This is a genomic window from Methanoculleus sp. UBA208 (assembly GCF_002498065.1).
In the GTDB taxonomy this organism is placed as follows: Archaea; Halobacteriota; Methanomicrobia; order Methanomicrobiales; family Methanoculleaceae; genus Methanoculleus.
The window spans coordinates 25,012-49,291 of sequence record NZ_DAFZ01000059.1; the positions used below are offsets into that span (position 1 = coordinate 25,012).

At 60.7% G+C, this 24,280-nt stretch carries 24 protein-coding genes, 1 tRNA gene and 2 rRNA genes; 22 read left to right on the top strand and 5 right to left on the bottom strand.

From position 1 onward, the window contains the following. Position 1: 1 nt before the first annotated feature. The 16 genes from mvk (at position 2) to BRA62_RS06630 (ending at position 16,503) form a co-directional block, all read left to right on the top strand. Complete coding sequence (gene mvk / locus BRA62_RS06555; RefSeq protein ID WP_292365773.1) at positions 2-871, top strand: mevalonate kinase; 870 nt, start codon at positions 2-4, stop codon at positions 869-871. Beyond that, positions 864-1,622: an isopentenyl phosphate kinase gene (locus BRA62_RS06560; RefSeq protein WP_292365774.1), complete on the top strand. Its 759-nt coding sequence runs from the start codon at positions 864-866 to the stop codon at positions 1,620-1,622. The genes mvk and BRA62_RS06560 overlap by 8 nt, the downstream gene beginning before the upstream one ends. A 3-nt stretch (positions 1,623-1,625) precedes the next feature. Further along, the gene (gene fni, locus BRA62_RS06565) at positions 1,626-2,678 is read left to right on the top strand and encodes a type 2 isopentenyl-diphosphate Delta-isomerase (protein WP_292365775.1); all 1,053 of its coding nucleotides are present in this window, start codon (positions 1,626-1,628) and stop codon (positions 2,676-2,678) included. Between the two features lie 31 nt (positions 2,679-2,709). Then, positions 2,710-4,047: an RNase J family beta-CASP ribonuclease gene (locus tag BRA62_RS06570; protein WP_292365776.1), complete on the top strand. Its 1,338-nt coding sequence runs from the start codon at positions 2,710-2,712 to the stop codon at positions 4,045-4,047. Between the two features lie 11 nt (positions 4,048-4,058). Next, positions 4,059-5,024 carry a polyprenyl synthetase family protein gene (locus BRA62_RS06575; protein WP_292365777.1) on the top strand — a complete coding sequence of 322 codons (966 nt, stop codon included), beginning with the start codon at positions 4,059-4,061 and terminating at the stop codon, positions 5,022-5,024. A gap of 4 nt (positions 5,025-5,028) precedes the next feature. Further along, positions 5,029-6,714 carry a glutamate--tRNA ligase gene (locus BRA62_RS06580; RefSeq protein WP_292365778.1) on the top strand — a complete coding sequence of 562 codons (1,686 nt, stop codon included), beginning with the start codon at positions 5,029-5,031 and terminating at the stop codon, positions 6,712-6,714. Positions 6,715-6,979: 265 nt separating this feature from the next. Then, positions 6,980-8,026 (top strand): hypothetical protein, encoded by a 1,047-nt coding sequence (locus BRA62_RS06585; RefSeq protein ID WP_292365779.1) that lies wholly within the window; start codon positions 6,980-6,982, stop codon positions 8,024-8,026. A 27-nt stretch (positions 8,027-8,053) separates the two neighbouring features. Next, positions 8,054-8,713: a hypothetical protein gene (locus BRA62_RS06590; RefSeq protein ID WP_292365780.1), complete on the top strand. Its 660-nt coding sequence runs from the start codon at positions 8,054-8,056 to the stop codon at positions 8,711-8,713. Positions 8,714-8,732: 19 nt separating this feature from the next. Next, positions 8,733-9,902 (top strand): peptidase S9, encoded by a 1,170-nt coding sequence (locus tag BRA62_RS06595; protein WP_292365781.1) that lies wholly within the window; start codon positions 8,733-8,735, stop codon positions 9,900-9,902. A gap of 259 nt (positions 9,903-10,161) precedes the next feature. Beyond that, a complete protein-coding gene (locus BRA62_RS06600; protein WP_292365782.1) occupies positions 10,162-10,515 on the top strand; it encodes a hypothetical protein in 354 nt (117 codons plus the stop codon). A gap of 1 nt (position 10,516) precedes the next feature. Continuing rightward, complete coding sequence (locus BRA62_RS06605; RefSeq protein WP_292365783.1) at positions 10,517-11,215, top strand: YIP1 family protein; 699 nt, start codon at positions 10,517-10,519, stop codon at positions 11,213-11,215. 313 nt (positions 11,216-11,528) lie between these two features. Continuing rightward, entirely contained in the window at positions 11,529-12,026 is a 498-nt protein-coding gene (locus BRA62_RS06610) for a DUF2178 domain-containing protein (protein ID WP_292365784.1), read from the top strand. Beyond that, a complete protein-coding gene (locus BRA62_RS06615) occupies positions 12,010-12,219 on the top strand; it encodes a helix-turn-helix transcriptional regulator (RefSeq protein WP_292365785.1) in 210 nt (69 codons plus the stop codon). Before BRA62_RS06610 ends, BRA62_RS06615 begins: the two co-directional genes overlap by 17 nt. A 1,123-nt stretch (positions 12,220-13,342) precedes the next feature. Further along, positions 13,343-14,590, top strand: a complete 1,248-nt coding sequence (locus BRA62_RS06620) for a COG1361 S-layer family protein (protein ID WP_292365786.1) — start codon at positions 13,343-13,345, stop codon at positions 14,588-14,590. A gap of 18 nt (positions 14,591-14,608) precedes the next feature. After that, a complete protein-coding gene (locus BRA62_RS06625; RefSeq protein WP_292365787.1) occupies positions 14,609-15,280 on the top strand; it encodes an ABC transporter ATP-binding protein in 672 nt (223 codons plus the stop codon). Beyond that, the gene (locus tag BRA62_RS06630) at positions 15,277-16,503 is read left to right on the top strand and encodes an ABC transporter permease (RefSeq protein ID WP_292365788.1); all 1,227 of its coding nucleotides are present in this window, start codon (positions 15,277-15,279) and stop codon (positions 16,501-16,503) included. The genes BRA62_RS06625 and BRA62_RS06630 overlap by 4 nt, the downstream gene beginning before the upstream one ends. A gap of 44 nt (positions 16,504-16,547) precedes the next feature. On the opposite strand, the gene BRA62_RS06635 is transcribed toward BRA62_RS06630, so the two are convergent. Next, positions 16,548-17,189, bottom strand: a complete 642-nt coding sequence (locus BRA62_RS06635; RefSeq protein ID WP_292365789.1) for a tetratricopeptide repeat protein — start codon at positions 17,187-17,189, stop codon at positions 16,548-16,550. An 86-nt stretch (positions 17,190-17,275) separates the two neighbouring features. Between BRA62_RS06635 and BRA62_RS06640 the strand changes: the two genes are divergently transcribed. The 4 genes from BRA62_RS06640 (at position 17,276) to BRA62_RS06650 (ending at position 20,948) form a co-directional block, all read left to right on the top strand. Next, entirely contained in the window at positions 17,276-17,782 is a 507-nt protein-coding gene (locus BRA62_RS06640; protein ID WP_292365790.1) for a flavodoxin domain-containing protein, read from the top strand. A gap of 190 nt (positions 17,783-17,972) precedes the next feature. Then, positions 17,973-19,319, top strand: a complete 1,347-nt coding sequence (locus BRA62_RS06645) for a WD40 repeat domain-containing protein (RefSeq protein ID WP_292365791.1) — start codon at positions 17,973-17,975, stop codon at positions 19,317-19,319. A 108-nt stretch (positions 19,320-19,427) separates the two neighbouring features. After that, positions 19,428-19,637, top strand: coding sequence for a hypothetical protein (locus BRA62_RS12745; protein WP_331519895.1), 210 nt, complete (start codon positions 19,428-19,430; stop codon positions 19,635-19,637). A 300-nt stretch (positions 19,638-19,937) separates the two neighbouring features. Further along, positions 19,938-20,948: an MBL fold metallo-hydrolase gene (locus BRA62_RS06650; RefSeq protein ID WP_331519893.1), complete on the top strand. Its 1,011-nt coding sequence runs from the start codon at positions 19,938-19,940 to the stop codon at positions 20,946-20,948. Here the strand turns inward: BRA62_RS06650 and BRA62_RS06655 are convergent. Continuing rightward, the gene (locus tag BRA62_RS06655) at positions 20,945-22,255 is read right to left on the bottom strand and encodes an APC family permease (protein WP_292365792.1); all 1,311 of its coding nucleotides are present in this window, start codon (positions 22,253-22,255) and stop codon (positions 20,945-20,947) included. The two genes, BRA62_RS06650 and BRA62_RS06655, sit on opposite strands and share 4 nt — an antisense overlap. 294 nt (positions 22,256-22,549) lie before the next feature. Here BRA62_RS06655 and BRA62_RS06660 point away from each other — a divergent pair, with 294 nt between their 5' ends. Continuing rightward, positions 22,550-22,996: a hemerythrin domain-containing protein gene (locus BRA62_RS06660; RefSeq protein WP_292365793.1), complete on the top strand. Its 447-nt coding sequence runs from the start codon at positions 22,550-22,552 to the stop codon at positions 22,994-22,996. A 125-nt stretch (positions 22,997-23,121) separates the two neighbouring features. Next, positions 23,122-23,559, top strand: coding sequence for a hemerythrin domain-containing protein (locus BRA62_RS06665; RefSeq protein WP_292365794.1), 438 nt, complete (start codon positions 23,122-23,124; stop codon positions 23,557-23,559). A 188-nt stretch (positions 23,560-23,747) separates the two neighbouring features. Here BRA62_RS06665 and rrf read toward each other — a convergent pair. The 3 genes from rrf to BRA62_RS06680 form a co-directional block, all read right to left on the bottom strand. Then, positions 23,748-23,869, bottom strand: a 5S ribosomal RNA gene (rrf, locus tag BRA62_RS06670). Positions 23,870-23,961: 92 nt separating this feature from the next. Next, positions 23,962-24,033: transfer RNA gene (locus tag BRA62_RS06675), tRNA-Cys, on the bottom strand. Positions 24,034-24,142: 109 nt separating this feature from the next. Then, a 23S ribosomal RNA gene (locus BRA62_RS06680) occupies positions 24,143-24,280 on the bottom strand; the annotation flags it as partial.

Genomic DNA, 24,280 nt, shown 5'->3' on the forward strand with positions numbered 1-24,280 from the left:
TTTGGCAACGTGGAGCGCGCCGGGCAAGATATTCCTGTTCGGCGAGCATGCAGTGGTTTATGGAAAGCCGGGAGTCGCGATGGCGATCAAGCCCCGTGTCTTCGTCACGGTGAGGAAATCCCGCAACCCGACACGCCCCAAGTCGCCCTACATCGACGAGTGTTTCAGGATGATGGGGGTCCGGGGGAGTGTCTACGTCCACTCGCAACTCCAGAGTTCGTCCGGCCTCGGGTCGTCGGCCGCGGTGACAGTGGCGACGCTCTCTGCGATCAACGACGAGTTCGGTCTCGGGCGCACCCGCGAGTATATCGCCGATGCCGCGTTCGCCATAGAAAAGAAGGTCCAGAAAGGGAGGGCAAGCCCCACGGACACCTACGTCTGTGCAAACGGGGGGATGGTGCTCATCACGGGAAACTCCAAGCGAAGACTTCCCCCCGAGAGCCTGCAGGTCGTCGTGGGTAATACCCTGGTGCCGCACAGCACCACGAAGATGGTGGAACAGGTCGGGAACCTGCAAAAGAAGCACCCCGAAATCGCAAACCCGATACTGGACGCAATCGGGGCCGTGACGCTTGCCGCCCTCCATAACATCGGCAATCCAAAGGAACTCGGGCAGTACATGGACATGAACAACGCCCTCCTGGAAGCCCTCGGCGTGGGACACCCGGTAAGCAGCAAACTAGTCCTTGCGGCAAGGGCAAGCGGCGCGTACGGTGCGAAGATCACCGGGGCGGGCGGCGGCGGGTGCATCATCGCCCTCTGCCCCCGGCGGGCAAAGAGCCGGGTTGCCGGGGCCATCGAGGCCTGCGAAGGAAAAGCAATCATCACCACCATAGACACAGACGGCGCGAGAAAAGAGAAGCATGACTGAGACCGTGGTACTGAAACTGGGAGGGAGCGTGATCACCGACAAGTCGGGAGAATGCGCTATCGATCACGCTTGCCTGCACGAGGTTGCGGAAGAGCTCGCCGTACGGAGAGATTCCGCACTCGTGCTCGTCCACGGTGCAGGGTCATGCGGACACCCGGAGGCCCGGCGCTACCGCATCAACGACGGCCTCACGAGAGAAAACGTCCCCGGTGTCTATGAGACGCATGCAGCCGTCTCAGGCCTGAACGCCGCGGTCGTCGATGCCCTGCGGGATGCGGGCGTCGAAGCGATCGGCATCCACCCCCTCGATCTGGCGCTCGCACAAGACGGACGCCTGGTATCGTTCGAGACCCGCCATATCGCCGAGATGACGGAACACGGCATTGTGCCCGTGCTGCACGGCGACGTGGTGATGGACCGTCTGCGGGGGTCCTGCATCGTATCGGGCGACCAGCTGGTGACCCGCCTTGCCGGCGCTCTCGGGGGGCGGCGCGTGGGCCTCGCAACGGACGTAGCCGGCGTGCTGCAGAACGGCATGGTCGTCCCGCGCATCGACCGGAGCGTCGCGGCGACGCTCGATGTCGGCGGATCGGGAAACACCGACGTGACCGGGGGCATGCAGGGCAAGATTGCAGAGCTCCTGGCGCTGGCCGATACCGGCATCGATTCGCATATCTTCCATGTTTCGAAGATCGGCCAATTCCTGGCCGGCACCGGGCATGGCGGAACAACGATAACCACAAAGGAGTAACCCATGACAAAAGAGACCGTCACATCCTCGCGAAAACGGGATCACCTGCTCATCTGTTGCGAACAGCCCGTCGAAGCAGGCGACGCCGGATTCGGGGACGTGCGGCTGGTCCATAACGCTCTTCCCGAGTGCAACATGGATGCGATCAAGACCGGGACCCGGTTCCTCGGTAGAGCACTCGGCTCCCCCCTCTTCATTGCAGCGATGACCGGAGGACACCCGGACACCCTCGAGGTAAACCGGCGGCTCGCACGTGCCGCCGAGCGGTATAACCTCGGCATGGGCGTCGGTTCTCAGCGAGCGGCACTGGAAAAGCCCGAACTGGAGGAGAGTTTCACCGTCGTGCGCGAGGAGGCACCGCGTGCCTTCCTCTGTGCGAACCTCGGAATCATCCAGCTCCGCGACCATGGCATCGAGTGGGCGGAACGGGCTGTCGAGATGATCGATGCACAGGCGATCGCCATCCACATCAATTCGCTACAGGAAGCGATTCAGCCGGAAGGCGATCATAACGCAGAGGGGTGCATCGAAGCGCTGCGCAACCTCTGCGAAGAGTTCTCCTACCCGGTCATCGTGAAGGAGACGGGTTCCGGCATATCAGCCGGGACCGCAAGGGTTATCCGGGGGGCAGGAGCGAGCGCCATCGATATCGGCGGCTACGGAGGCACGTCGTGGGCGAAGATCGAACGCCTGCGGGCGAACGACTCCAGGCTCGCCGATCTCGGGGAAGCGTTCCTCTCCTGGGGCATACCGACGGTGGTAAGCCTCTGTGAGGTCCGGACGGGAGGAGGCCCGATCATCGCAACGGGCGGACTCCGAACAGGTGTCGATATCGCGAAAGCCGTTGCACTCGGAGCGGATCTCGGGGGCATGGCGCTCCCTCTCTTGAAACCGGCCATGGAGAGCGAGGAAACCCTCTTTGCAGCCGTCGAGGCGATGCACCGCGAACTTCGCGTGGCGATGTTCCTGACGGGATCCCGGTCGATACGGGATCTCCGGCACGTCCGGACGTATATAACCGGCCTGACCCGGCAAATGATTGGAAACAGCGACTAACAACGAAAAAACATCCCTACAAGGAGGCTACATGGATATTGAGATCATAGCAGTGGGCGGATATAACGAAGTCGGCAGAAATATGACCGCCGTCCGCTGCGGAAAAGAGATTGTCATCTTTGATATGGGCCTGCGTCTCGACCAGGTGATGATCCACGAGGATGCTGATATCGAGAATATGCATTCCCTGGACCTGATCGAGATGAAGGCCATTCCTGATGATACCATCATGAATGCGGTAGAGGGGAGTGTCAAGGCGATCGTCTGTTCGCACGGACACCTGGACCACATCGGTGCGATACCGAAACTGGCGCACCGCTACAACGCCCCGATCATCAGCACTCCCTATACCTCGGAACTGATCAGGCAGCAGATCGCAGGCGAACAGAAGTTCGGGGTGAACAACAAGCTCTTTGCCCTGAAAGCCGGGCAGCGCTACACCATCTCCCCGCACCTGACCCTCGAGTTCGTACGTGCCCAGCACTCGATCATCGACACGGTCTTCCCGGTCCTGCATACGCCGCGGGGCGCGGTCGTCTACGCAAACGACTTCAAACTGGACCGGACGCCGGTGCTCGGCGAGCCGCCGGACTTCGCCCGGTTGCGGCAGATCGGGAAGGAGGGCGTCATCGCCCTCATCACGGAGAGCGTCAACATTGCCGACAAGGGCCGTTGCCCGAGCGAGCGGATCGCGCGGGACCTTGTCAGGGACACCATCACCAGCTATGAGGACGACAAGAACGCTCTCTTTGTCTCGACGTTCTCCTCGCACATATCCCGTGTCAAGGCCATCGCCGAATGCGCCCACGAGATCGGCAGAAAACCGGTCCTGCTCGGGCGGTCGATGGAGCGCTACAGCTCGGTGGCCGAACAACTCAAACTGGTCGGGTTCCCCGAGTCCCTCTCCATGTTCGGCAACCGCCGGACCGTGGACCGGACGCTGCGGCGGATCATGAAGACCGGGAAGGACAAGTTCCTCCCGATAGTCACCGGCCACCAGGGGGAGACGGGCGCCATCCTGACGAGGATCGTGATGGGGGATACCCCCTACAAACTGGAGAAGGGCGACAAGATCCTCTTCTCGGCGAAGGTGATCCCGAACCCGATGAATTACGGGCAGCGCTACCTGGTCGAGGCCCGGGCGAAGATGGCGGGCGTGCGGATCTTCGACGAACTGCACGTCTCGGGCCACGCCTACCGGGAGGACCACTACGAGTTCCTGCACCTCTTAAACCCGCAGCACGTCATCCCGTCGCACGGCGACATCGGGATGACCGGCGAGTACGCGAAGTTCGCGGAGGAGATCGGGTATACGCTCGGAAACGACCTCCACGTTCTCCGGAACGGGAAGAACGTCCTGATAAAGTAAGGAGACTGCGCATGACGACGCTTGAAGACTACCTGGAGAAGAATGCCGACCTGATCGACAGGGTGATCCACCGCTACTTCGGAGACGTCCACGGCGACCTCTTCCGGGCGAGCGCCCACCTGCTGCTTGCGGGGGGCAAACGGCTCCGCCCGGCGGTCGTCATACTCGCTGCCGATGCGGTGAGGAAAGGGAGCTCCGACGACCTGATCCCGGCGGCGCTCGCGCTTGAACTGACCCACAACTTCACCCTCATCCACGACGACATCATGGACGGCGACGCCGCCCGGCGCGGCGTCCCGACGGTGCACACGGTCTGGGACGAGTCGACGGCCATTCTTGCGGGAGACATGCTGTATGCGAAGGCGTTCGAGTTCATCTGCCTCTCCGACGCCTCCGACCCCGCCAAAATCCGGGCGGTGAAGATGCTTGCCCGGACGTGCACGGATATCTGCGACGGGCAGAGCATGGACATGGCATTCGAGAAGCGGGACGACGTTTCGGAGCTCGAGTACCTGGAGATGGTCGGCAAGAAGACCGGCGTGCTCTACGGCGCGTCCGCCGCCATCGGCGGGATCCTTGCGGGCGCGACCCCGGTCCAGGCCGACGCCCTCTATCAGTTCGGGGTGAACAGCGGCGTTGCCTTCCAGATACAGGACGACCTCATCGACCTTCTTGCAAGCACCGAGAAGAGCGGCAAGGACCGGGCCTCGGACATCCGGGAAGGGAAGCAGACCCTGATAGCGATCAGGGCACGCGAGAAGGGGATCGACCTCGCCCCGTACCGGAGGGCACTCACCGGCGCCGAGATCGACGATCTCATCGCCCGGCTTCAGGATGCAGGCATCGTCGAAGAAGTGCGTGCCGTCGCCCTCGAACGGGCGGGCGTCGCAAAACAGGCGCTCTCGGTCCTCCCGGACTCGGAGGAGAAGCGGCTTCTTGCGGAGATTGCCGATTTCTTCATCGCCCGGGGCAATTGATACCATGGATTCCGATATCGAGCACCTGCTCTTTATCTACGCCCTGCAGAACGCCGTGAAGCACGACGCGCCCCCGAAGAGCGGGACGGTCATTGGCACGGTGCTCGGCAAGCACCCCGAGTTCCGGAGCCGGGCCCGGGAGATCGGCCCTCTCGCAGGGAAGGCGGTCGCGGAGGTGGCGAAGATGAGCCCGGCCGAGCGCAAAAGCCATCTATCGGAGATCGCGCCCGAACTCCTCGCCGAACTCACCGAGACCCGCGAGCACTCAAGGGATCTCCCTGCCCTCGAAGGCGCCGAGAACGGCGTGGTGATGCGGTTCGCACCGAACCCGAGCGGGCCGCTGCACCTCGGGCATGCCCGGGCCTCCATCTTAAATGACTACTATGTCAGGAGATACGGGGGCCGGTATGTCCTCCGCGTCGAGGACACCGACCCGAAAAGGGTCGACCCCGAGGCATACGCGATGGTGCTCGAGGACGTCGAGTGGCTGGGGCTCGGGATCACCGATATCGTCTACCAGAGCGACAGGCTCGATATCTACTACGACTGGTGCAGGAAACTCATCGAACTCGGCGGCGCCTACGTCTGTCTCTGTGAAGGAGAACGCTTCAGGGAACTCAAACTCAAGGGGAAGGCGTGCCCCTGCCGGGAGCTGACGGTGGAGGAGAACCTGGACCTCTGGCAGCAGATGCTTGACGGGGAGTTCTACGAGGGCGACGTGACCGTCCGGGTGAAGACGGACCTCGCCCACCCCGACCCGGCGATGCGCGACTACTCAGCGATGCGGATCGTGAACGCGCCCCTCCACCCGAGGGTGGACGCCACGGTCTTCCCGCTGATGAACTTCTCGGTCGCGGTGGACGACCACCTGCTCGGGATCACCCACGTGATCCGCGGGAAGGACCATATCGCAAACACACGGAGACAGCGCTACATCTTCGATTACTTCGGCTGGAAACCGCCGGTCTACCGCCATTACGGCCGGATGGGGATATCGGGCGTCGTCCTCTCGACGTCGGGGATGCGCGAGGGGATCAACAGCGGCATCTACACGGGCTGGGACGACATCCACCTGGGGACGATGCGGGCGATCGCACGCCGTGGTATCGAGCCCGAAGCGGTCCGGAACGCCATGGTCGATATCGGTATCGGGGAGACCGATATATCGTTCTCGTGGGAGAACCTGTACTCCCGGAACAAGGAGCTCGTCGACCCGAAGGCGAACCGGTACTTCTTCGTGCCCGATCCGATCGAAGTCGTCGTGGAGGGCGCCCCACGCCACGAGGCGCATGCTGCGCTCCATCCGAACGATCCCTCCCGGGGTGTCCGCACCCTCGTCACCGAGGGAAAAGTGCTCCTCCCCCGGGCGGACATCGAAGGGAAGAGCATGGTCCGGTTGAAAGACCTCTACAACATGAAGATCGAGTGGGACGCCGATGAGCCGCGGCTCTCCTACGCGGGGGACTCGCTCGAGGAGGCCCGGCGCGAGAAGGCGCCGATCATCCAGTGGCTGCCGGCGGACGCGAAACTCCCCTGCACCCTTCTGCGGCAGGACGGGAGCCTCGAGGGGTTCTGCGAACCGCTGGTCGCCGGAGAAGTGGACAACGTCGTCCAGTTCGAGCGGATCGGGTTTGCCCGGATCGACTCGGTTGACAACGGCCGGGTGAGCGCGTACTTCGCGCACCGGTAACGGTACACACTCTTTTTCCCGCTACGAGGACCGTGCATGACGAGGCCGGCGGTCGATCGATAGGGCGAACAGGCCTTGCGGCACGGCGCTCCGATCCGCTGCCCTTCGTGCGAGAGAGACACCTCGATGCTGCCTGTTTTATCCGAAGGAACGGAAATAGCCGGGCCGCTTACGCGACATCCGCAGATCGATATGCTTATCTCGCATTGTAGTATGATCCTGTATTATTAATCTATACAAACGTAAGACTTGCCGGAGATCTTTCATGAGCGGAATCTATGTGCTGGCGTCTCTCCCCGGCGCCGGAAAGACGACCACGGCGCTGCTCCTCGAGCGCCACTTCCTCGGGCAGGACCTGCGGGTGGCCTGCCTGCAGCAGAGCAAGGGGCAGGGCGACGTGCACACCTACCTCTCGGCCGGCTGCCACCACTACACCGTGCCGCTCGAAGCGACGAAGAGCAGGGAGGCCTTCGAGCGGTGGGCGCCCCGGGGATACGACGTCCTCATCATGGAGGTCACATGCCCGTACACGCCTTTCGGAGCCCCTTACCTCACCCCCTTCGATGCCTTCAACGAGGTTGTCCCGTTCGAAGCGCGTGCGGACTGGAAGAGTTTTGTCTTCACCCAGACGCTAGAGTACTGGAAAAATTACCTCTCCACTGCTGACTTCGACCCGACCGAACTGTGGGACACCGTCCACGACAGGACCGTGCAGACGGTCGTCACCAGGGCTCCCTCGTCGCTCGACGGGCCCTGCGTCGATACCGGATTGGTCCTCCATCATCCGGAGAGGTTTGTCTGCGACACCGTCGAGCCGCGGATGATACTCCCCCGGAGCGAACGGACCGCCATCGCCGTGGGGGCGTTTCCCGGGGAGTACCGGGAGATCTTTCCGAACCTGACGTGGTACCGGTTCGATTACGCATCCTTTCTGCAGGAATTCCGGGCGGGGACCTGCGACGTCGCGATCATCGGTATGTGCCTGAACGAGAACCTTAAATTCCGCGACCGGCCGGAACAGCCGTCGATCATCTGTTATCAGCCCTCCGTCTACTGCGATCTCAAGAAACATCCCAAAAATTTGCCCTTGAAGGATAGCTTCGGCAGTATACTCTCAGCCATCCGCGAGCGGGCCGTGGGCGAGCCGATCGCCTCCGATGGAGGCGCCTATTCCAGTTACAACAACCGGTTCTGGACCTACCGGCATTATCCCGACAGCGAGATGGTCTGGCGGGAGGAGAACGTTATTTTCTGCAACGGCTGGGTCCTGCCGCAGTACCTGATCCGCGATGGATTTCTGGAGGTGGCGTGAATGGGAGGAGGAGGCAACCCGCCGGTAGTGACCCTGATCGAGCCGGAAGATCCGGACGTCGGCGATCCTGTCGGGGCGGAGCGAATGTTTACGGCCGAGTGCGACCAGCCAGCGACGTTGACGTTCTACTTGAACGGCGACCCGGTGCACACGAGCGATCCGGGCGTCCAGCAGGCATCATACACCTTCCCGAGCGCTCCGCTGGGGCAGCACATGGTCCGGGTGGTCGCGGCGAACGAGAACGGGACGGGGGAGAATTACTGGACCTGGAACGTGTTCGACGCTGATACACCAATTGGTTCATGCGGTCCGGCTCAGGAGGTTAAGCCGAATGCCGTGGCAAAACTCAATTCGGCAGAATTGTATCAAAGAAGCAATGGCACCCGTTATGTTACAGTAGGTTGGTATGTAGGTGGATGTTATGCGTACAGTAAGGAGTTCACTGCTACGAGATGCGAACTCAGTACAACGATCAAAGTGAGTTGGTCTGGCGGTTCGAATGAGATCGTAAAGCCTGTCTATACTGATTATTGCATACAATCTGGTACAGACAACATAGAGGTCTCTTCTTCAGCTTCCTCTTATTCTGTCGAAGTGAAAATGCACACTGAATGCTGGGTCTGGGTCGTCGTATGGACAAACATTGGCAGGGAGGACGCTTCTGCTTCCTGCGTCATCCACGTATGATAGGTATGAAAGGTGTCGGATGGACCTGAAGGTAATATGCCTCTGTCAGTTGCTCTTGATCGCCGCCATCCCTCCGGCGACGGCGGCAACGATCATCCAGGTGACGAACGATTCGTCAATCGATTCGTACCCGTTCTGGTCGCCGGACGGGAGATACATCGCATTTACCTCATATAGCAGCGACGGCGTGGCCGTCCTCCGGGTGACGGAGCCAGATGGACGGGACACGGAACAGACGAGAGAAGATCGTGCGTGGGAGTTTGCGCCGTTCGACCCCTGGTCCCCAGACGGGAAAACTCTCCTTTTTCTCTCCGCCGACGCGAACCTCTGGAGAATGAACCCGGACGGGACCGAAAGGATGCGCCTAACCGAAGGGGGTCGGATCGTTCCTGGCCTGCCGCTCGCGGGGTATGGGGCCGACTGGAGCGACGACGGGAGGCAGATTGTCTACACCTCCTGCCTCTTCGACAATTCGGCTGTCTGGAAGACATTTGTGGCAACCGCCGCGGAAGGGTCGCCTGCAGTGAACTACTCGGATATCCGGAAAGACGCCGACATCTGGATCATGGATGCGGACGGCAGCAATAAGAGCCAGCTGACGACCGGCGGGGATGCACGGCTCCCCCTCTGGCAGCCCCACGGTGACCTGATCGCATACCTTTCGACGAAATCCGGGAGCCAAGAGGTCTGGGCAATGGACCGCAACGGGAGAGCGGAGCAGATAACGTTCTTCGAAGGGGATGTAACCGGGTATGCCTGGTCGCCGGACGGGAGTGCGATCGCCTGCGTTGTCGCTTCTCTGTCGGGAGTATGGGAATCTTCTCTATGGATTGTCCCCCTCGACGGATCGGGTGCACAACAGTTGACCTCCGGGAGCCTTGATCAGTCCCCGGTCTGGTCGCCCGACGGGGGCAGAATCGCATTTGGATCGATGTCGCGGAACCAGTCGGCGCTCTGGGTGATGAAGAGCGACGGTTCGGACCTCGAGCCGCTCACTCCCGGCAACTCCATAATGCACCAGTGGTCGCCCGACGGCCGGATGATTGCCGCCAGCGACGGCGACGATATCTCTATCATCGTGCTTGACGACCGGACGGCGCCCACATCCCCGGGGTTCGGGGTTACAGGAGCGCTGGCGGCGCTCGTTCTCCTCCCGATACTCGGCCGGAGATCCGGGAGGCGGTCATGAGCGATGCCGAACGGTTTGGAAACTCTGGTCAACCTTCCACCTCCCTCGAAGTGGCACGCAGCAAGAAAACTTCGAACAATGGGCGCCGACAGGCTGCGATCTCAAGACGAGGGAGAAGAAGTTATCTGGGAAGATTAAGGGCCTTCTCATGGGCTGTTCAGGGGATATACCCCTGTAGCAGTTTGGGTGGCAGTTGTTGGGCGGAATGCTGCTTTAGCACGGGTCCTATAAGCATTCCTCAACAATTCCAGGTAACAGTGTGCTTAAAATTGAATGGCAGAGTGTACATGTCGGTAGGGGGGTTGAAGCATCCCTTAAAGTTTCCGTTGAAATTCCTACATTAAATATGAGCGAAACCATATTCGAAGAAGACTTATGCCAGCAGCACGGCGGTCTGTTACCAGAAATTGACGAAAAAGTATGGAACCATGAAACAATTTATCGCTCTACTTCTGTCTATGATATCGGAGGTGGATCGCATCGAGTGAAGGTCAGGGTGAGAGGACGAGCAGAGACCACTACCGAGAACACGTGTGTCGCATCTGAATTTAACGAAGATTTCAATGGGGATGGCTACGTCGAAATAATTGGAGTCTATGTAAAGGAGTGCTAACGTGTCGATCAATGAAATGCCAGGACATCTCTTCAAAAATCTCCTCAAACTGCTGTTCCACCCGATTCAATTCTTCGAGAGCATGCCGGAGCATCCGCGCCTCCTGCCGCCGCTGCTCCTCATACTGGGCATCTGTTTGATCCAGACGGCATGGTATTTCCAGGTAATCTTGGCTGGAATAGAGCAGCTGCTCGGAGGAGCGGGAATTTTTCCTACAAAAGGATATATTTTCTGGTCAATTATACAAATCATGCTCGGTCCTGTCTTTCACTGGGCTACCTTTACCGCCATTATTTTCGTGATATCAGCTCTGCTTCGCGGTAAAGGGTCTTTCTCCCGGCTTTTTGCGTACACAGCGTATGGTATCCTTGTGGGATATATGATCAGTCTTATTCAGGCAATCTTCAGTATTCTCACCGGGCGACAGATCATGCATGAAGTGTCTCGTTTGATGATGGGCTCTGGCTACCTCTCTTTCCCAAATATTTCAACCGATCCCACAATAGCGGCATTCTGGATGGTTTTCTGGTTAATAGGCACCATCGGCTTTGTATGGACGTTCATTGTCTATGTCGCAGCCACCCAGTATGGCAGATATATCCCTCGAATCCATGCACTTCTCACCGTTATTCTGGCGTTCGTCTGTATGTATGGCGTAGTATGGATGCAGGTACTATTCGTTCGACATCTGATAATATGATTGTACCGAGGTGCCCGGTCAGGAGTGCTTGAGGATATGAAGGGGCAGGAGAGATATGAGACTGAGGGGGGAGAGCCCCCGGTGATGACACTGGTCGACCCTGTGAAAGACGGCACGGACCTTCACGGCATTGTGCAACCAGCCCGTCACGCTGACATCTCCCTAGAGAGTGATCCACGCTGCGCCCACAATCCACCCAGCACACTGTTTTTCCAGCACGAAGAAGAGGTCGGACGATGAGAGCCCCTCACACCATTCACCGGGGTAACCCATTAATAACAAAATGTTCAAGATCGTATACAACGGCTGCAATATGAAGCGAAATACATTCTATCTCCTGGCCGGCATCGTTGCGCTTGCCGAGGTTGGCATCTTCTGGCTATCGGTGGAGATCGAGAGGCCGATCCTGATCCAGATTGCGTTCGTCCTCGGGGTTCTCCTGATCTACGGGGCGCGAAGGATGGTCGAAGACAGGGTCGAGGACGAGCGGACGGCAATGATTACTCAGAAGGCGGCGCTCCGGACGCTGGAGGTCTTCTGGGTGGTCTTCTTTATGCTCAGCCTCGGGAGTGCGGTCGCTGCGTTTTCGAGGCCGCTCGGGCTGCGTCCTCCCCCTCCACCGGACCCTAACACTACACATACTCTGATAATGCGGATAACGGAGCCCGACGTCCTGCCGTTCGATCTCTTCGGCAGGTTTGCCGTAGGCCAGCTGGTCCTCCTCTGCCTGATGATCTTCCTGTACGTCGGATTCCGGGTATACTACGCCCGCAAGTACGGAGAATGGGATACCGATGAAGAACAGGATTAAGGTCTACCGGGCGATGCACGACCTGACCCAGGAGGGGCTCGCAAACGAGCTCGGGGTCACCCGGCAGACCGTCCTCGCTATCGAGAAGGGGAAGTACGACCCGTCGCTCGACCTCGCCTTCAAGATCGCCAGGTTCTTCGGCGTCACGATCGAGGACATCTTCCTCTACGGCGATACGGCAGAGCAGAAATAGCCCCGGGGATCCCTCCCGAAGAACGGGGGCCGCTGCCGCTATCGTTTCTTAACGGCCCTGACGACGGAGCGGAACAGTAGATCTGCACCCTCTCCTCACCCTTTGCGCAAGGAAACTGCCGCAAAACCAGTTTTCGTTTTTAGAGCCGGTCTTTCGGAAGGACTCCTGAGGGCATGCCGCCCCCTACAGGCCATGCAGAAACAGCGGCAATAGGTAACATTTTAATAACAAAATGTATAATATACTTTACGTGGCGTGTCGGTCCCGCCGTCCCCCGCGGCGGGGCCACCGCCCGGAGCAGAATGGAGGTACACACGTGAAAGGAAGCCCTGTCACATCATGAGTCGCACCGTGCCCTGCACCCGCGCACTCCTGCTCGAGGGACGGGGCTCCGACATGACCGAGATGCAAACCCTGTGGAGGACGGCGAAACAGAAGCCGCCCGCACCCAGTCCGTGAGCGGTTCGGCGAGGAGCATCAGGACATGCTCCCGGATAGGGGTGCTAAAACTGCTGAGTAAGGAAAACCGTCACGTCAGGATACCGGCAGAGGAGGAAGGGGAGATTCCGTCACCGCTTCTCCGACGGCGACGAACGAGGAGAATTATCGGGCAGCAGCATGGTAAATATCACCCGCTCAGCGCCCGGGAGTCGACTGTGCGATACACACCGCCTGAACGATCAAACTCACCATAATTCATAAAACGTCCTGCCGCCCGGCCATCACCTCCCCTCTTCTATCCTTTCCCGGGGCACGGCGCAGGCGATCTCGCCTGCGTGTCGTTTGATTACAAACCCTGCACAACCCCCGACCGGCGCACGATCCGGGGACGCCGACGGTTCAGCAGGAGGAACCGGAACGTACCCGTAAGCCGGAACCCTCTTGCGCGAGATGTCAGGCCCACCCACCATTATGTTCAAGTATCTGGGCAATAAGTAACCTATAAATAACAATATGTAAAACGTAGCTTACATTGTCGGCAGCTCTCCCCGCACATTCCGGGAAGGACGCGACATCAGAGCAGCAGATTCACAGCGAGTGAACAGACCATGAAAACTGCCAGAACGATACCAGAGCAGCACCGATGCCGTGCAGGAACCGCCATGCGCCGGAGGCAGAGCCGATGAAACGTAACCTCTGCATCCTGCTCCTCCTCCTGTCGGCAATCGTGGGTGCTGCGGCGGCGGCCGAAACGTCGTCGGCGGAGGAACAGATCACGGTCACCGGGGTCACCGTCAATCCCGACGCGTTCATGCGCGGGGATACGGGCACGGTGACGGTCGAGATCAAGAACACCGGGGAGACGGGCGTTGCCATCAGCAGGGCCGAACTGTATCCCAACGGGATCGCCGTCGTCAACGACAAGACCTACGATTCGGTGGGCATCATCGGCCCCGGGAACACCATGTCGTTCACGTTCACCGTGAGGGCCGATACCACGGACGGCATATACTATCCGGTCTTCTACCTGGACCTCCGGGACAGCGGGAGCGTCCGCTACTCCGTTCCGGTGACGGTTGAGAGCACCGAGATCCGGGTCAATGTCGTCGACGCCCCGGAGACCTACCCGGCAAACAGCGAAGACACCATCGTTCTCTCTATCGGGAACCCCCGCGAGAACAGCGTGAACGGCGTAACCGTCACCCCGACCGGCGAAGGCATCAGGTCCACCCAGACGGCCGTCTTCCTTGGAGCCCTCTCGCCGGACGAGGAGAAGAACGCCTCGTTCCGGATCCTGGCGTCGCAGTCGACCGAACTCACCTTCGACGTCTCCTACCGGAACGGGATCAACGAGCACCACGCCACCCTGACCGTCCCCGTTGAGATCGGCCAAAGAGTGGTCGAGCCCGACATGGTAGTCAACAACATCGAGGTCGCCCGGAGCGGCAGCACGGTCACGCTGACCGGCGACGTGACCAACGCCGGCCTGAAAGACGCCTACTCAGTCAAGGTCACCGTCGATGACCCGGCAACCGCAACCGACCCCTACCCGGTCTACGTCGTCGGGGGGTTGGAACCCGATGACTTCTCGAGTTTCGAGGTCACGTGCAGCGCACAGGGCGCGTCTTCCATCCCGCTCGTCGTCCAGTACCGGGATGAGGACGGCAAAACCTTCACGGAGACCGTGACAGTCTCCCTCTCATCCGCAGGACAGACATCGGAGCCGGGTACGGGCGACGAGATCCAGGCCGGCGTCAGCGGCGGCCCCCAGGGTGGAAGAGGAGGTATGGGCATGTTCGGATCGTTCGGCAACGGGTTTGCTCAGATCCCGGTAGTCGAGATCCTCCTCGTGATCGTGGGGGGCGTGGCTGTCGCCGTCGCATGGCGGAAGGGGTACTTAGGGAAGATCCGTGACCGGTTCCGCAAATAATCCGGAGGACGAAGACGCATGAGCAGTCCGGTTATCGAACTCGACGACGTCACGAAGGTCTATCCCCTCCCTGCGGGCGACGTTGTGGCGCTGAACGGGATATCCCTCAGCATCGACGAGGGGGAGTTCGTCGCCATCATGGGGCCGTCGGGGTCGGGGAAATCAACCCTCCTCAACCAGATCGGGTGCCTTGACCGTCCCACGTCCGGCAACTTCTTCCTCGACGGGAAGAACATCAGGGAGATGGACGACCGGGAACTGACCGATCTCCGGCTCTCTTCCATAGGCTACATCTTCCAGAAGTTCAATCTCATCCCGCTTCTCTCCGCCTACGAGAACGTCGAGTACCCCTACATCATGAAATACCGCAAAAACGACGATACCGGGAGAGTGCGGGACCTCCTCGCGCTGGTCGGGATCGACGAAAGCCTCTCGACCCATAAACCGAACGAACTCTCGGGCGGTCAGCAGCAGCGGATCGCGATCGCCCGGGCGCTCGTGAACGACCCGGCGATCCTCCTCTGCGACGAACCGACCGGAAACCTGGACACTCAGACCGGCGCCCAGATCATGGAGGTGCTCTCAGATCTCCACAGAAAAGGCCGTACGGTCATCATGGTAACTCACGAATCCGAGATCGCGGCATATGCAGAACGGACGATCGTAATCCGGGACGGGAGGGTGGCATGATCGGGAACGACATCATCCTCGCGCTCTCGGCGCGGAGCGTCCGGCTCCACTTTCTCAGGTCGGTCCTTGCCGCTCTCGGCATCGTGATCGGCGTCGTCTCCATCGCCTCGATCGGGATGATGGGGGCAAACATGACGCTTTCCGTCACGGAGGAACTCTCCGATATGGCAAACAAACTCACCGTCACCTCGTACACCGGGGGCGGTGGCGGCATGATGGCGGGACCGGGGGGAGGCGGAGGCGGCAGCGACTCCGACGACGATGAAGACGTGATCACCGAGGACGAGTTCAAGGACATCCAGCGTATCGTCGCGAAGTACGGGACTGCCTATACCGTCAGGTCCGAATCCGACCAGATCGAGGTCGGATCGGAAGAAGGGAGGGCGACCATCTACGGCCTCGACCCCGATATCATCCGCGAGATCCTCACCGTCGAGGAAGGAGAGTACCCGAAGAGCACGGCCTCGGTGGTCGTCGGGCCGACGCTTGCCGAGCGGCTCGACCTCAAGATCGGGAGCAAGATCGATATCGGCGATCCCGACGAAGGGTCCACCACGACCGTCCGGGTCGTCGGCATCCTCGAAGAGCGCGGCATGACGATGGACCTCTCCACGGATATGGCGATCATCGGCACCGACAAGCTCTTCACCGGCATCTACGGCGGCGAGGGCGAGTACAACCAGGTCAACGTCGTCGTGGACGACTTAGACAACATCGATACGGTCGAGACGGCGATCGAGGACGAACTCAACAAGAAAGAGGATACCGTCACCGTCCAGGACAGCAGCCGCATGACGGAGAGCATCACCGAGACGGTCTCCACGATGACGACGTTCGTGATGGCGATTGCAGGGATCTCGCTCCTCGTTGCCGCAGTCTCGATCTTCAACGTGATGATGATGTCGGTGAACGAACGGATACGGGAGATCGGGATCCTCCGCTCCATCGGGACGCAGCGGGCCGAGATCCTGCGGATGTTCATCTACGAGGCGGGGATCCTCGGCCTCGTCGGAGCAGTCATCGGTGCCGTCGCGAGCCTCATCATCGGCTACGTCGTCGTGCTCGGCATGGTCGGCACCACTGAGTACTTCTTCGCGGCCGGGAGTCTCATCTACGTCCCGGAGGCCATGGTCATCGGCGCCGCGATCTGCATCGTCACCGGAGTCTACCCGGCATGGCGGGCATCGAACCTCGACCCGATCGAGGCGCTGCGGGCCGAATAAGAGTGTGAAGGAGGATGAGTCCCATCCTCCCCCATCGGGAGCGCTCACGGCTGCCGAACCGCCGGCCTCTCCGCCTGTCCGGCGAGTTCCCGGAGTACTGCCCGCGCGAGATCGACGTTGCCGTAGTCCCGCTCCGCGACCACGTCCCGGATGCAGGCCGGCACCTCGACAAACCGCTCCGCCTCCCGGATCTCGGAAGCGAGCGCCTCAAGGCTCCTCTTCTCCCGCATCCGGTCCCGGTGCCAGGCCGCTGACCCCCGCTCCGGGTCGATTGCGAGGACCGCCTCGTAGCAGTCCGCCGCCTCATCATACCGGCACATGACCCCGAGCACCCACCCCCTGCTCTGCCAGGCGAGGATATGCTGCGGGTCCAGCGCGAGCGCCCGATCACAGCAGGCGATGGCGTCGTTGTGCTCCCCCAGACGTGCGAGAGCGTATCCCTTTCTCTGCCAGGCCGTCGCATCCCCCGGATCGAGAGAGAGAGCCCGGTCAAAGCAGGCGGCCGCCTCGTCGTAGCGGCCGGCTTTGATGAGGACAAAACCTTTCCGCCTCCATAGAACCGGGTCGTCGGGGGAGAATTCAAGGGCCTTATCGTAACAGACGACCGCCTGGTTGTAGTTCCTGGTGCTGCAGAGAGCCTGACCTCTGTGGTACCATGCTCCGGCACCCTCTTCTCTAGTCGCCATCGGGTCCCTTGGGGAGACCAACCCATAAGAACCTAACCCGTACTCCCGCAACGAATAAGACCGGTCGAACGAGAGATACCTGTATTATGGCAGACAGGATTCTTGTTGCCTATGCCACCCGCTACGGCTCGACCGCAGAGGTGGCGGAGGCGATCGGCGACGAACTCCGCAAATCCGGCGTTGAGGTCGATGTCAGGCCGGTGGATGAAGTCCGGGATCTCTCTTTGTACCGGGCGGCCGTCATCGGAAGCCCGATCTACATGGGGAAATGGCTCCCGGAGCCGCAGGTATTCATCGAGAAAAACCAGCAATACCTGCGCACCATCCCGGTCGCCTACTTTGCCGTGGGGCTCACGGTCGCAGAGGGAGGGGGCGAGATCCTCAGGAAAGCGGAAGCATCGATGGACCCGGTCAGGATGCTCGTTAACCCCGTAGATGTCGGCGTCTTTCCAGGCAAACTGGTGAGCGGCAACCTATCCTTCACCGACCGCACCATAATCAAGCTTATCAGGGCAAAAACCGGAGACTTCCGCGACTGGGAATCCGTATGCTCCTGGGCGGGGGCGGTGCGCTCGAAGATCGTGCCGGCGTGACCTCCGCCGCCATCCCATTTTTTCCAGAACGAGGGGGAGCGGGCATACCTTCCCACAAAAAGAGGGGCGTTGCGGTACCCGCAGGGGGCAGACGAGGATGACGACGACAGAGTAAGAATAAAAACGGTATCTAACCAGGTGTCGCCACGGAGAAACCTATAAGTAACACCATTCCATATCACTGCACACCATGACCCAGAGAGGGGCTTATTCAAGCCCTCTATTCAAAAATAGCCATTTAAAGCGCTCAAAACCGCCGGGGCGCCGGGAGATCCAGACGATCCTGGCATGTCTCATCACGCTCTGTCTCATCACCGGAACGGGGCAGGCGTACAACCAGAACAACACTACCGGTACGTCACAGGACGGGATACAGATCGGGACAAAACTCTATCTTTACACCGGAGACGGGACTGGAACAAGTTCCTCAGGAGGATCCAATGGAGGTGGGGCGCATACCGCCGTCCTGCTCTGGACTTACACGTTTCCGGCCGCCGTAACGGCGATAGATATGCCGACCGACGGATCCGCCGTGGTGGTCGGCACCGCCGGCGGGAATGTCACCCTCTTAAACAGCAGCGGCACGGCGCTCTGGACCTGGCGATCCGGTGCTCCGGTCACCGGGGTTGGAATCTCCGCCGGGGGGGACGCCGTTGCAGCCGGAACCGGCGAGCGGCTCGCGATGCTTGATGCGGGCGGCCGGGCCCTCTGGACGATGGAAACAGGGAGCAGGGTGCTCGGGGCGGACATCTCTCCGGACGGAGACTACTGCGTTGCAGGAACCACCGCAGGGGACGTCCTCCTGACCGGAAACCGGGGAGGACTCCTCCGGAAGATGGCGCTTGAAAGCGCCGTTACTGCCGTCGCAATCGGTTCGAACGGTACGCTCACGGCGGCCGGAACCGAGAACGGCACGATCGGGCTCCTGAATGACACCGGAACCGTGCTCTGGACGTACGATGCGGGCAGCGCTGTGCAGAGCGTCTCGATGACCGACGGATGGGATGCCGTCGCCGCCGGAACCGCGGGATCTACAGTCCTCCTGCTGGGCGGCGGGGGCAGAGGGGAGCCGGTATGGACGGGTGACGGGGGGATCAACGCGGTCCGTCTCGACCCCCACGATAGCATGATCGGCGCCGGGACAGGTGACGGGCATGCATACCTCCTGACCGACGCCGGGGTCCGGACCTGGGACTACGGCAGAGTCCGGAGCCCGGAGGGAGAGGACCGCGCCGTCACCGGGATTGCGTTCTCATCACCGGCAGATTACCTGGCCGTCGGCTCCGATAACGGGAACGTCTACTATTTCGCCTTCACCTCGCAAGCCCCCCCGACCGTGACCCTGGAACCGGAGACGGCAACCTCCAACCCCGATCATTCGGCAGCGCTTTTCGCCGGGATGCAGGCTGCCCCTGATTCGGGATCCAAAACGAACCCCACGGACGATCCGGCTCCGCAGGGGGCCCCGGGGTTCTGCGCCGCCGCAGGTCTCGGTGCCGTGGCGGTTGCTGCCGCTTTGCGGCGCAAAGGCCGGTAACGGCGTTCAAGGATCCCGAAACCCTTTTCCCGCCCGGGTCCTTCGAACCACAAGAAAAAGGCGCTTATAGGGTGGCCGCTCACTTATAAAAATCACAAGGTGAACCGGGTGAATAAGTATTCTTTTGTCGCCAGAATGCCCGACAAACCGGGCGCGCTGCACCGTGCGGCCGAGATCGTCAAGTCCTATTCGGGCAACATCATCCGCATCCAGTACGACCGCAGGATCGATCCCGCCACGGTCTTTTTTGAGGTGGCCGCCACACCGGAGAGTTACTCCCGGATGAAGAAAGACCTCCACGCAATCGGCTACCTCTAGGAATCCCTGCCCACGCTCGGGTTCCTCAAGTTCTCCGTATACGTTCCTCACGAGCCCGGATCCCTCTTCGAACTCCTCACCTACATCACCGAAGCGGGGGCAAACATCGCCTACATCGACTTCGACGACCGCCGGCACGACCCAGGTAGAGTCACCATCAGCCTGAACGTCGAAGAGACCGCGATCGTCGAGAGCCTGCTCGACCGGCTGAAATCCCGCTACCGGCTCGAAATCCTCGAGTACGACACCACCGGCGAGAAACTCGACGACACGGTCTTCTACGTCAGGTTCGCCCAGGCGGTGCGGGGGCTGATCGGGACGGCCGAGGACGAGTTCCTGCTCTCACTCCTGCAGGACGTCAACCACATCGTCCAGGAACTCAACAGCCTCGGCCAGAACCCGAAGGAGGTCTTCGAGTGTATCCTGCTCACGGGCCGAACGCTCCGGGACACCACCGGCGACCGGTTTTACGCGGACGTCCAGCGCATCAGCCTCGCCGACGACGTCGAGGTCTTCTGCTTCCAGATGCCCGGCGGCGGGAACATCTTCCTGCTCCGTTCCCCGGACGAGACCGTGATGATCGATACCGGATACGGGATATACCATGAGGACGCCGTGCGGATGTTCCGGCACTACGGCCTCGGGGATCCCGGGAAGATCCGGAGGATCTATATCACCCATGCCGATGCCGACCACTGCGGGGCGGGGGGGCTCTTCGATGCGAAAGCGTATACGCACACCGGGTCGCTCGAGATCATCCGCCGGGCGAACCGGGCATACGGGTCGCGCAGCGAGTCCTCGATCCTCGAGGAGGTCTACACGACCGTCATCAACCTCTTCTCGCACTTCACTCCGCCCGGGGATCCCGAGACCTTCCCGGCGGAGAAGATCGGCACACGCTCGATCTTTCCCGTCATCGCACGCTTTGCGATCCACGACCTCGAGTTCGAGGTTCTCGAGTCCCTGGGCGGGCACATGCACGGCCAGGTCTACTTCTTCTGTCCCGGGCACGGGATCATCTTCACCGCCGATACCCTGATCAACTTCGGGAGTCTCGACGAAGACCGGAAACGCTACAACTCGCTGGCCGACTTCCTGGTGACGTCGGTCAACGTCGACAGCGACTGCGCACGCCGGGAGCGCAGGGCGCTGATCGAGCTGATCAGGGACCTTGACGAGGAACTCGCCCCGACCGGCCGCCGGTGTCTGGTCGCATGTGGCCACGGCGCCGTCTCAGTTCTCAAAGACGGAAAACTGGAAGCCGTCGGACCGGTCGAGCACTACCGGGCAAAAGAGTCGAGAGAGCGTTAGGCGGCAGCCGGCCGCCGCTCCCCCGCCAGTGCAATCCCCGCACCGAGAACGACCAGGAGCCCGCCGACCAGCAGCACCAGGGAGTCCAGCTGGACCAGGAGGAAGAGGCTTGAGATGATGCCGACGACCGGAATGATCGGCAGGAACCCGATACTCCCCGGTATCCGGAAGGGCCGGACCACATCCGGCGCACGGTACCGGAGCAGGATCACGGATGCGTTGATGACGACGAATGTCACGAAGAGCGTGAAGTTCGTGACGTTCGCAACGAAATCGATCTCGCCGGCAAAGAGGAAGACCATGGAGGCGAGTGCAACCGCGACGATGGCCGTCCAGGGCGTCCGCGTCCGGTGGTGCACCCGGCCGAGGAACGCCGGGAGCGAGAAGGATGAGGCCATGCCGTAGATGATCCGGGACGACGCCATCATCATCAGGAGCGCGGTGTTTGCCGTGGCGAAGAGGGCGATGACGGAGATGATGGTGAACGCCGCAGGGCCGAGAGCGACGGACGCGACGTCGGCGAAGGGCGCCCTCGAGGCGGCGAGCTGCTCGGAGCCGACGACCGAGACGGCGGCGAGGGAGACCAGGATATAGAGGAGGACGGAGATGGCAAGCGCGATAATCAGGGCGATGGGGATGGTCCGCTCCGGGTTTCTGGTCTCCTCGGAGAGTTTCACCATCTCCTCAAACCCCATGTAGGCAAAAAAGACGAGTGCGGACGCCTGCAGGAGGCCAGGGACCCCGAGAGGCATATCGAGGTAGTCCACCCGCCCAAGGTGCGGGAGGCCGATCAGGATGACCATGACGATGCCCCCGACCTCGATGAGGGTCAGGGCGATGGCGACCCGGGCGGTCTCCTTGATACCGGAGAACAGGATTCCGGCGAGGAAGAGGATGATCAGGATCGCGGAGGGGATGACCGGAAAGCCGACGAGGTCCGAGAAGTAGCCGGCGAACCCGAGCGAGACGGTTGCGGCGCCGAGGATGCCGGAGAAGATGATCAGCCACCCGATGACGAACGCAAGCTTCCTGCCGAAGGCGTTCGAGACGTACTCGAACTCGGCGCTCGCACGGGGATACATCGACGAGAGCTCGGCATAGGCGAGGGCGCTGAACGCGGCGATGGTGGCGGCGATGGCGAACGTCAGCCAGACGGCGTTGCCGGCCATGCCGGCCGCTTCCCCCAGCAGGGCGTAGATACCGGCCCCGAGGATGATCCCCACACCCGAGAGGGTGACCGCAGGCAGCCCGAGTTCGCGCCGGAGTTTCGTGCCGGGATCCGGGGCGTCCGATTCCTCTTTTAGCATACGTACAATCCTATGTTTCTGCACCATTTATGGGTATCCGGGGACGGTCGCCGGGTCCGCACCGGGAACGGAACGGCCTTTCGGGAGGGGCGTGCAGAAAGCGGATGATGCACCGGCGACCGGTCCGGGGGGTAACGTGGAGGCCCCCCCTGCGGCCGTCCAGGTGATTCCCGCGGTCTCCCGGGCGGATGCAGTGATAAAGGGGCTACGGTCAGGATTCCGAATCCGGGCGCAATCCATATATATCCGACCCGCCCATGCGGCCCTCCCTGCAGAGTAGGGGGGAGTGATCGGATGGCACAGAACGTTATCGATATCCTGAAACAGGAGCACGAAATGGTGCTCTCGCAGCTCTCGGAACTCTCGAACAAGGGCACGAGCAACCGGGAGCAGAAGTACAACTCGTTGAAAGAGAAACTCATGCCGCACATGATCGGGGAGGAGCAGACCGTATACCCGAAACTCATGGAGTCAGGGATGCAGGAGATGGCCCTTGAGTCGATCGAAGAGCACAACGCGGTCAAGACGCTGCTTTCCCAGCTCGACAGCGCGTCCATGTCGGAGGAGGACGTCTGGGTGGCGAAACTGACGGTGATCCAGGAGAACGTGAAGCACCACATCAGCGAGGAGGAGCATATCTTCCCCGAGATGCAGCAGAAGATGGGCAGCGACGAACTCTCGAACCTCGGCAACCGGTACGAGGAAGCAAAGAGAAGCGCGATGCCGGTTGCGGCGCGCTGAACGATCGGGCGCTATCGATGCGGGCGGGTGTGCAAGCATCGAAGCCCCTATTTTTTGGCCGGTTAGAATCCGGCGAAATCGTTAAGTACCGCATCCTCTATTCTTCATTCGGATGGAGGACACGTATGCCGCAGATTCTTGAATTAATCAGGGACGACCACGACTTTATCAGGGGTCTCTTCGATGAGCTCGCGGGCAACCCCGAGACCAGGGATGTCCGGTGCATTACGCTCCACCGCGAGCTGCCGGGGCACGTATACGCGGAAGAGGCCACACTCTATGCGCGGCTCCGGGACATGGTGCCGGAAGAGATCCGGCAGTCGATTGAGGAGCATATCGACATTCGCGAAACGCTCGCCCGGTTCGAGGTGATCCCCCTCAGGGACGACGCATGGATGCCGGCGCTCGTCGATCTCCGGGAACGGGTCGAGGCGCACTTCGCCTCGGAGGAAGGGGATGTCTTCACCCGGGCAGAGCACCATCTCAGCCCGGCGGAACTCTTCGGTTTGGGGGAGATGTTCGAAGAGGAAAAACAGAGAGCGGCACAGTTCGTTGTAGTATAACCGCAGGTATCGAAGAGACACGGACAGGAACAGGCCCGGTGGAGGCGAAAACAACGACACCTCTCTCTACCGGAACAAAACAGGAGGTATATCAAAGAAACGTGCGTTACTCAAAAACTGACGACAAGAAACAGCGAACGCTCGCATAATAACGACTCAGAAAAGCAATCTTTCAGTGTAAAGGGAGGTAATAGCAGCGAGTTGCGCTTCCCGAGGGCTCGCGCACCTCAGTACCACACATCACGTGAGAGGGCTTAACTTCTGGGTTCGGAATGGGTCCAGGTGTTTCCCCTCTGCTATGGCCGCTATTACCACGTGATCGAACATCCTGACGGATGCCCGACCGGGTCGAAAATCCTTGCGGATTTTCTCCTCGATCGGTCGCTAGTGCGACCGACCGAAAGCCAAGGCCCGGACTTGAACCGGGGTGTAGTTGATCTGCAGTCAACCGCGTGGCCGCTCCGCCACCTTGGCAAGCTGTGTTACCTCACTATATTGTCGCCCAATCTATTTAAGGGTTACACCCTTACCAGATTCGGCCATGAGGGCTTTTTGGGTGCGTACTCCGGATTTCGTCTGAGTTCAGCGGAAGGCATCGGACGTTAGTACCTGCGGACTGAACATGTCGTTGCCTTCATGCTTACATCCCAGGCCTATCAAGCGGGTCTTTTACCCGTGTCCTCAACGGAGTCTCTTTTTAGGTCAGGTTTCAAGCTTAGAT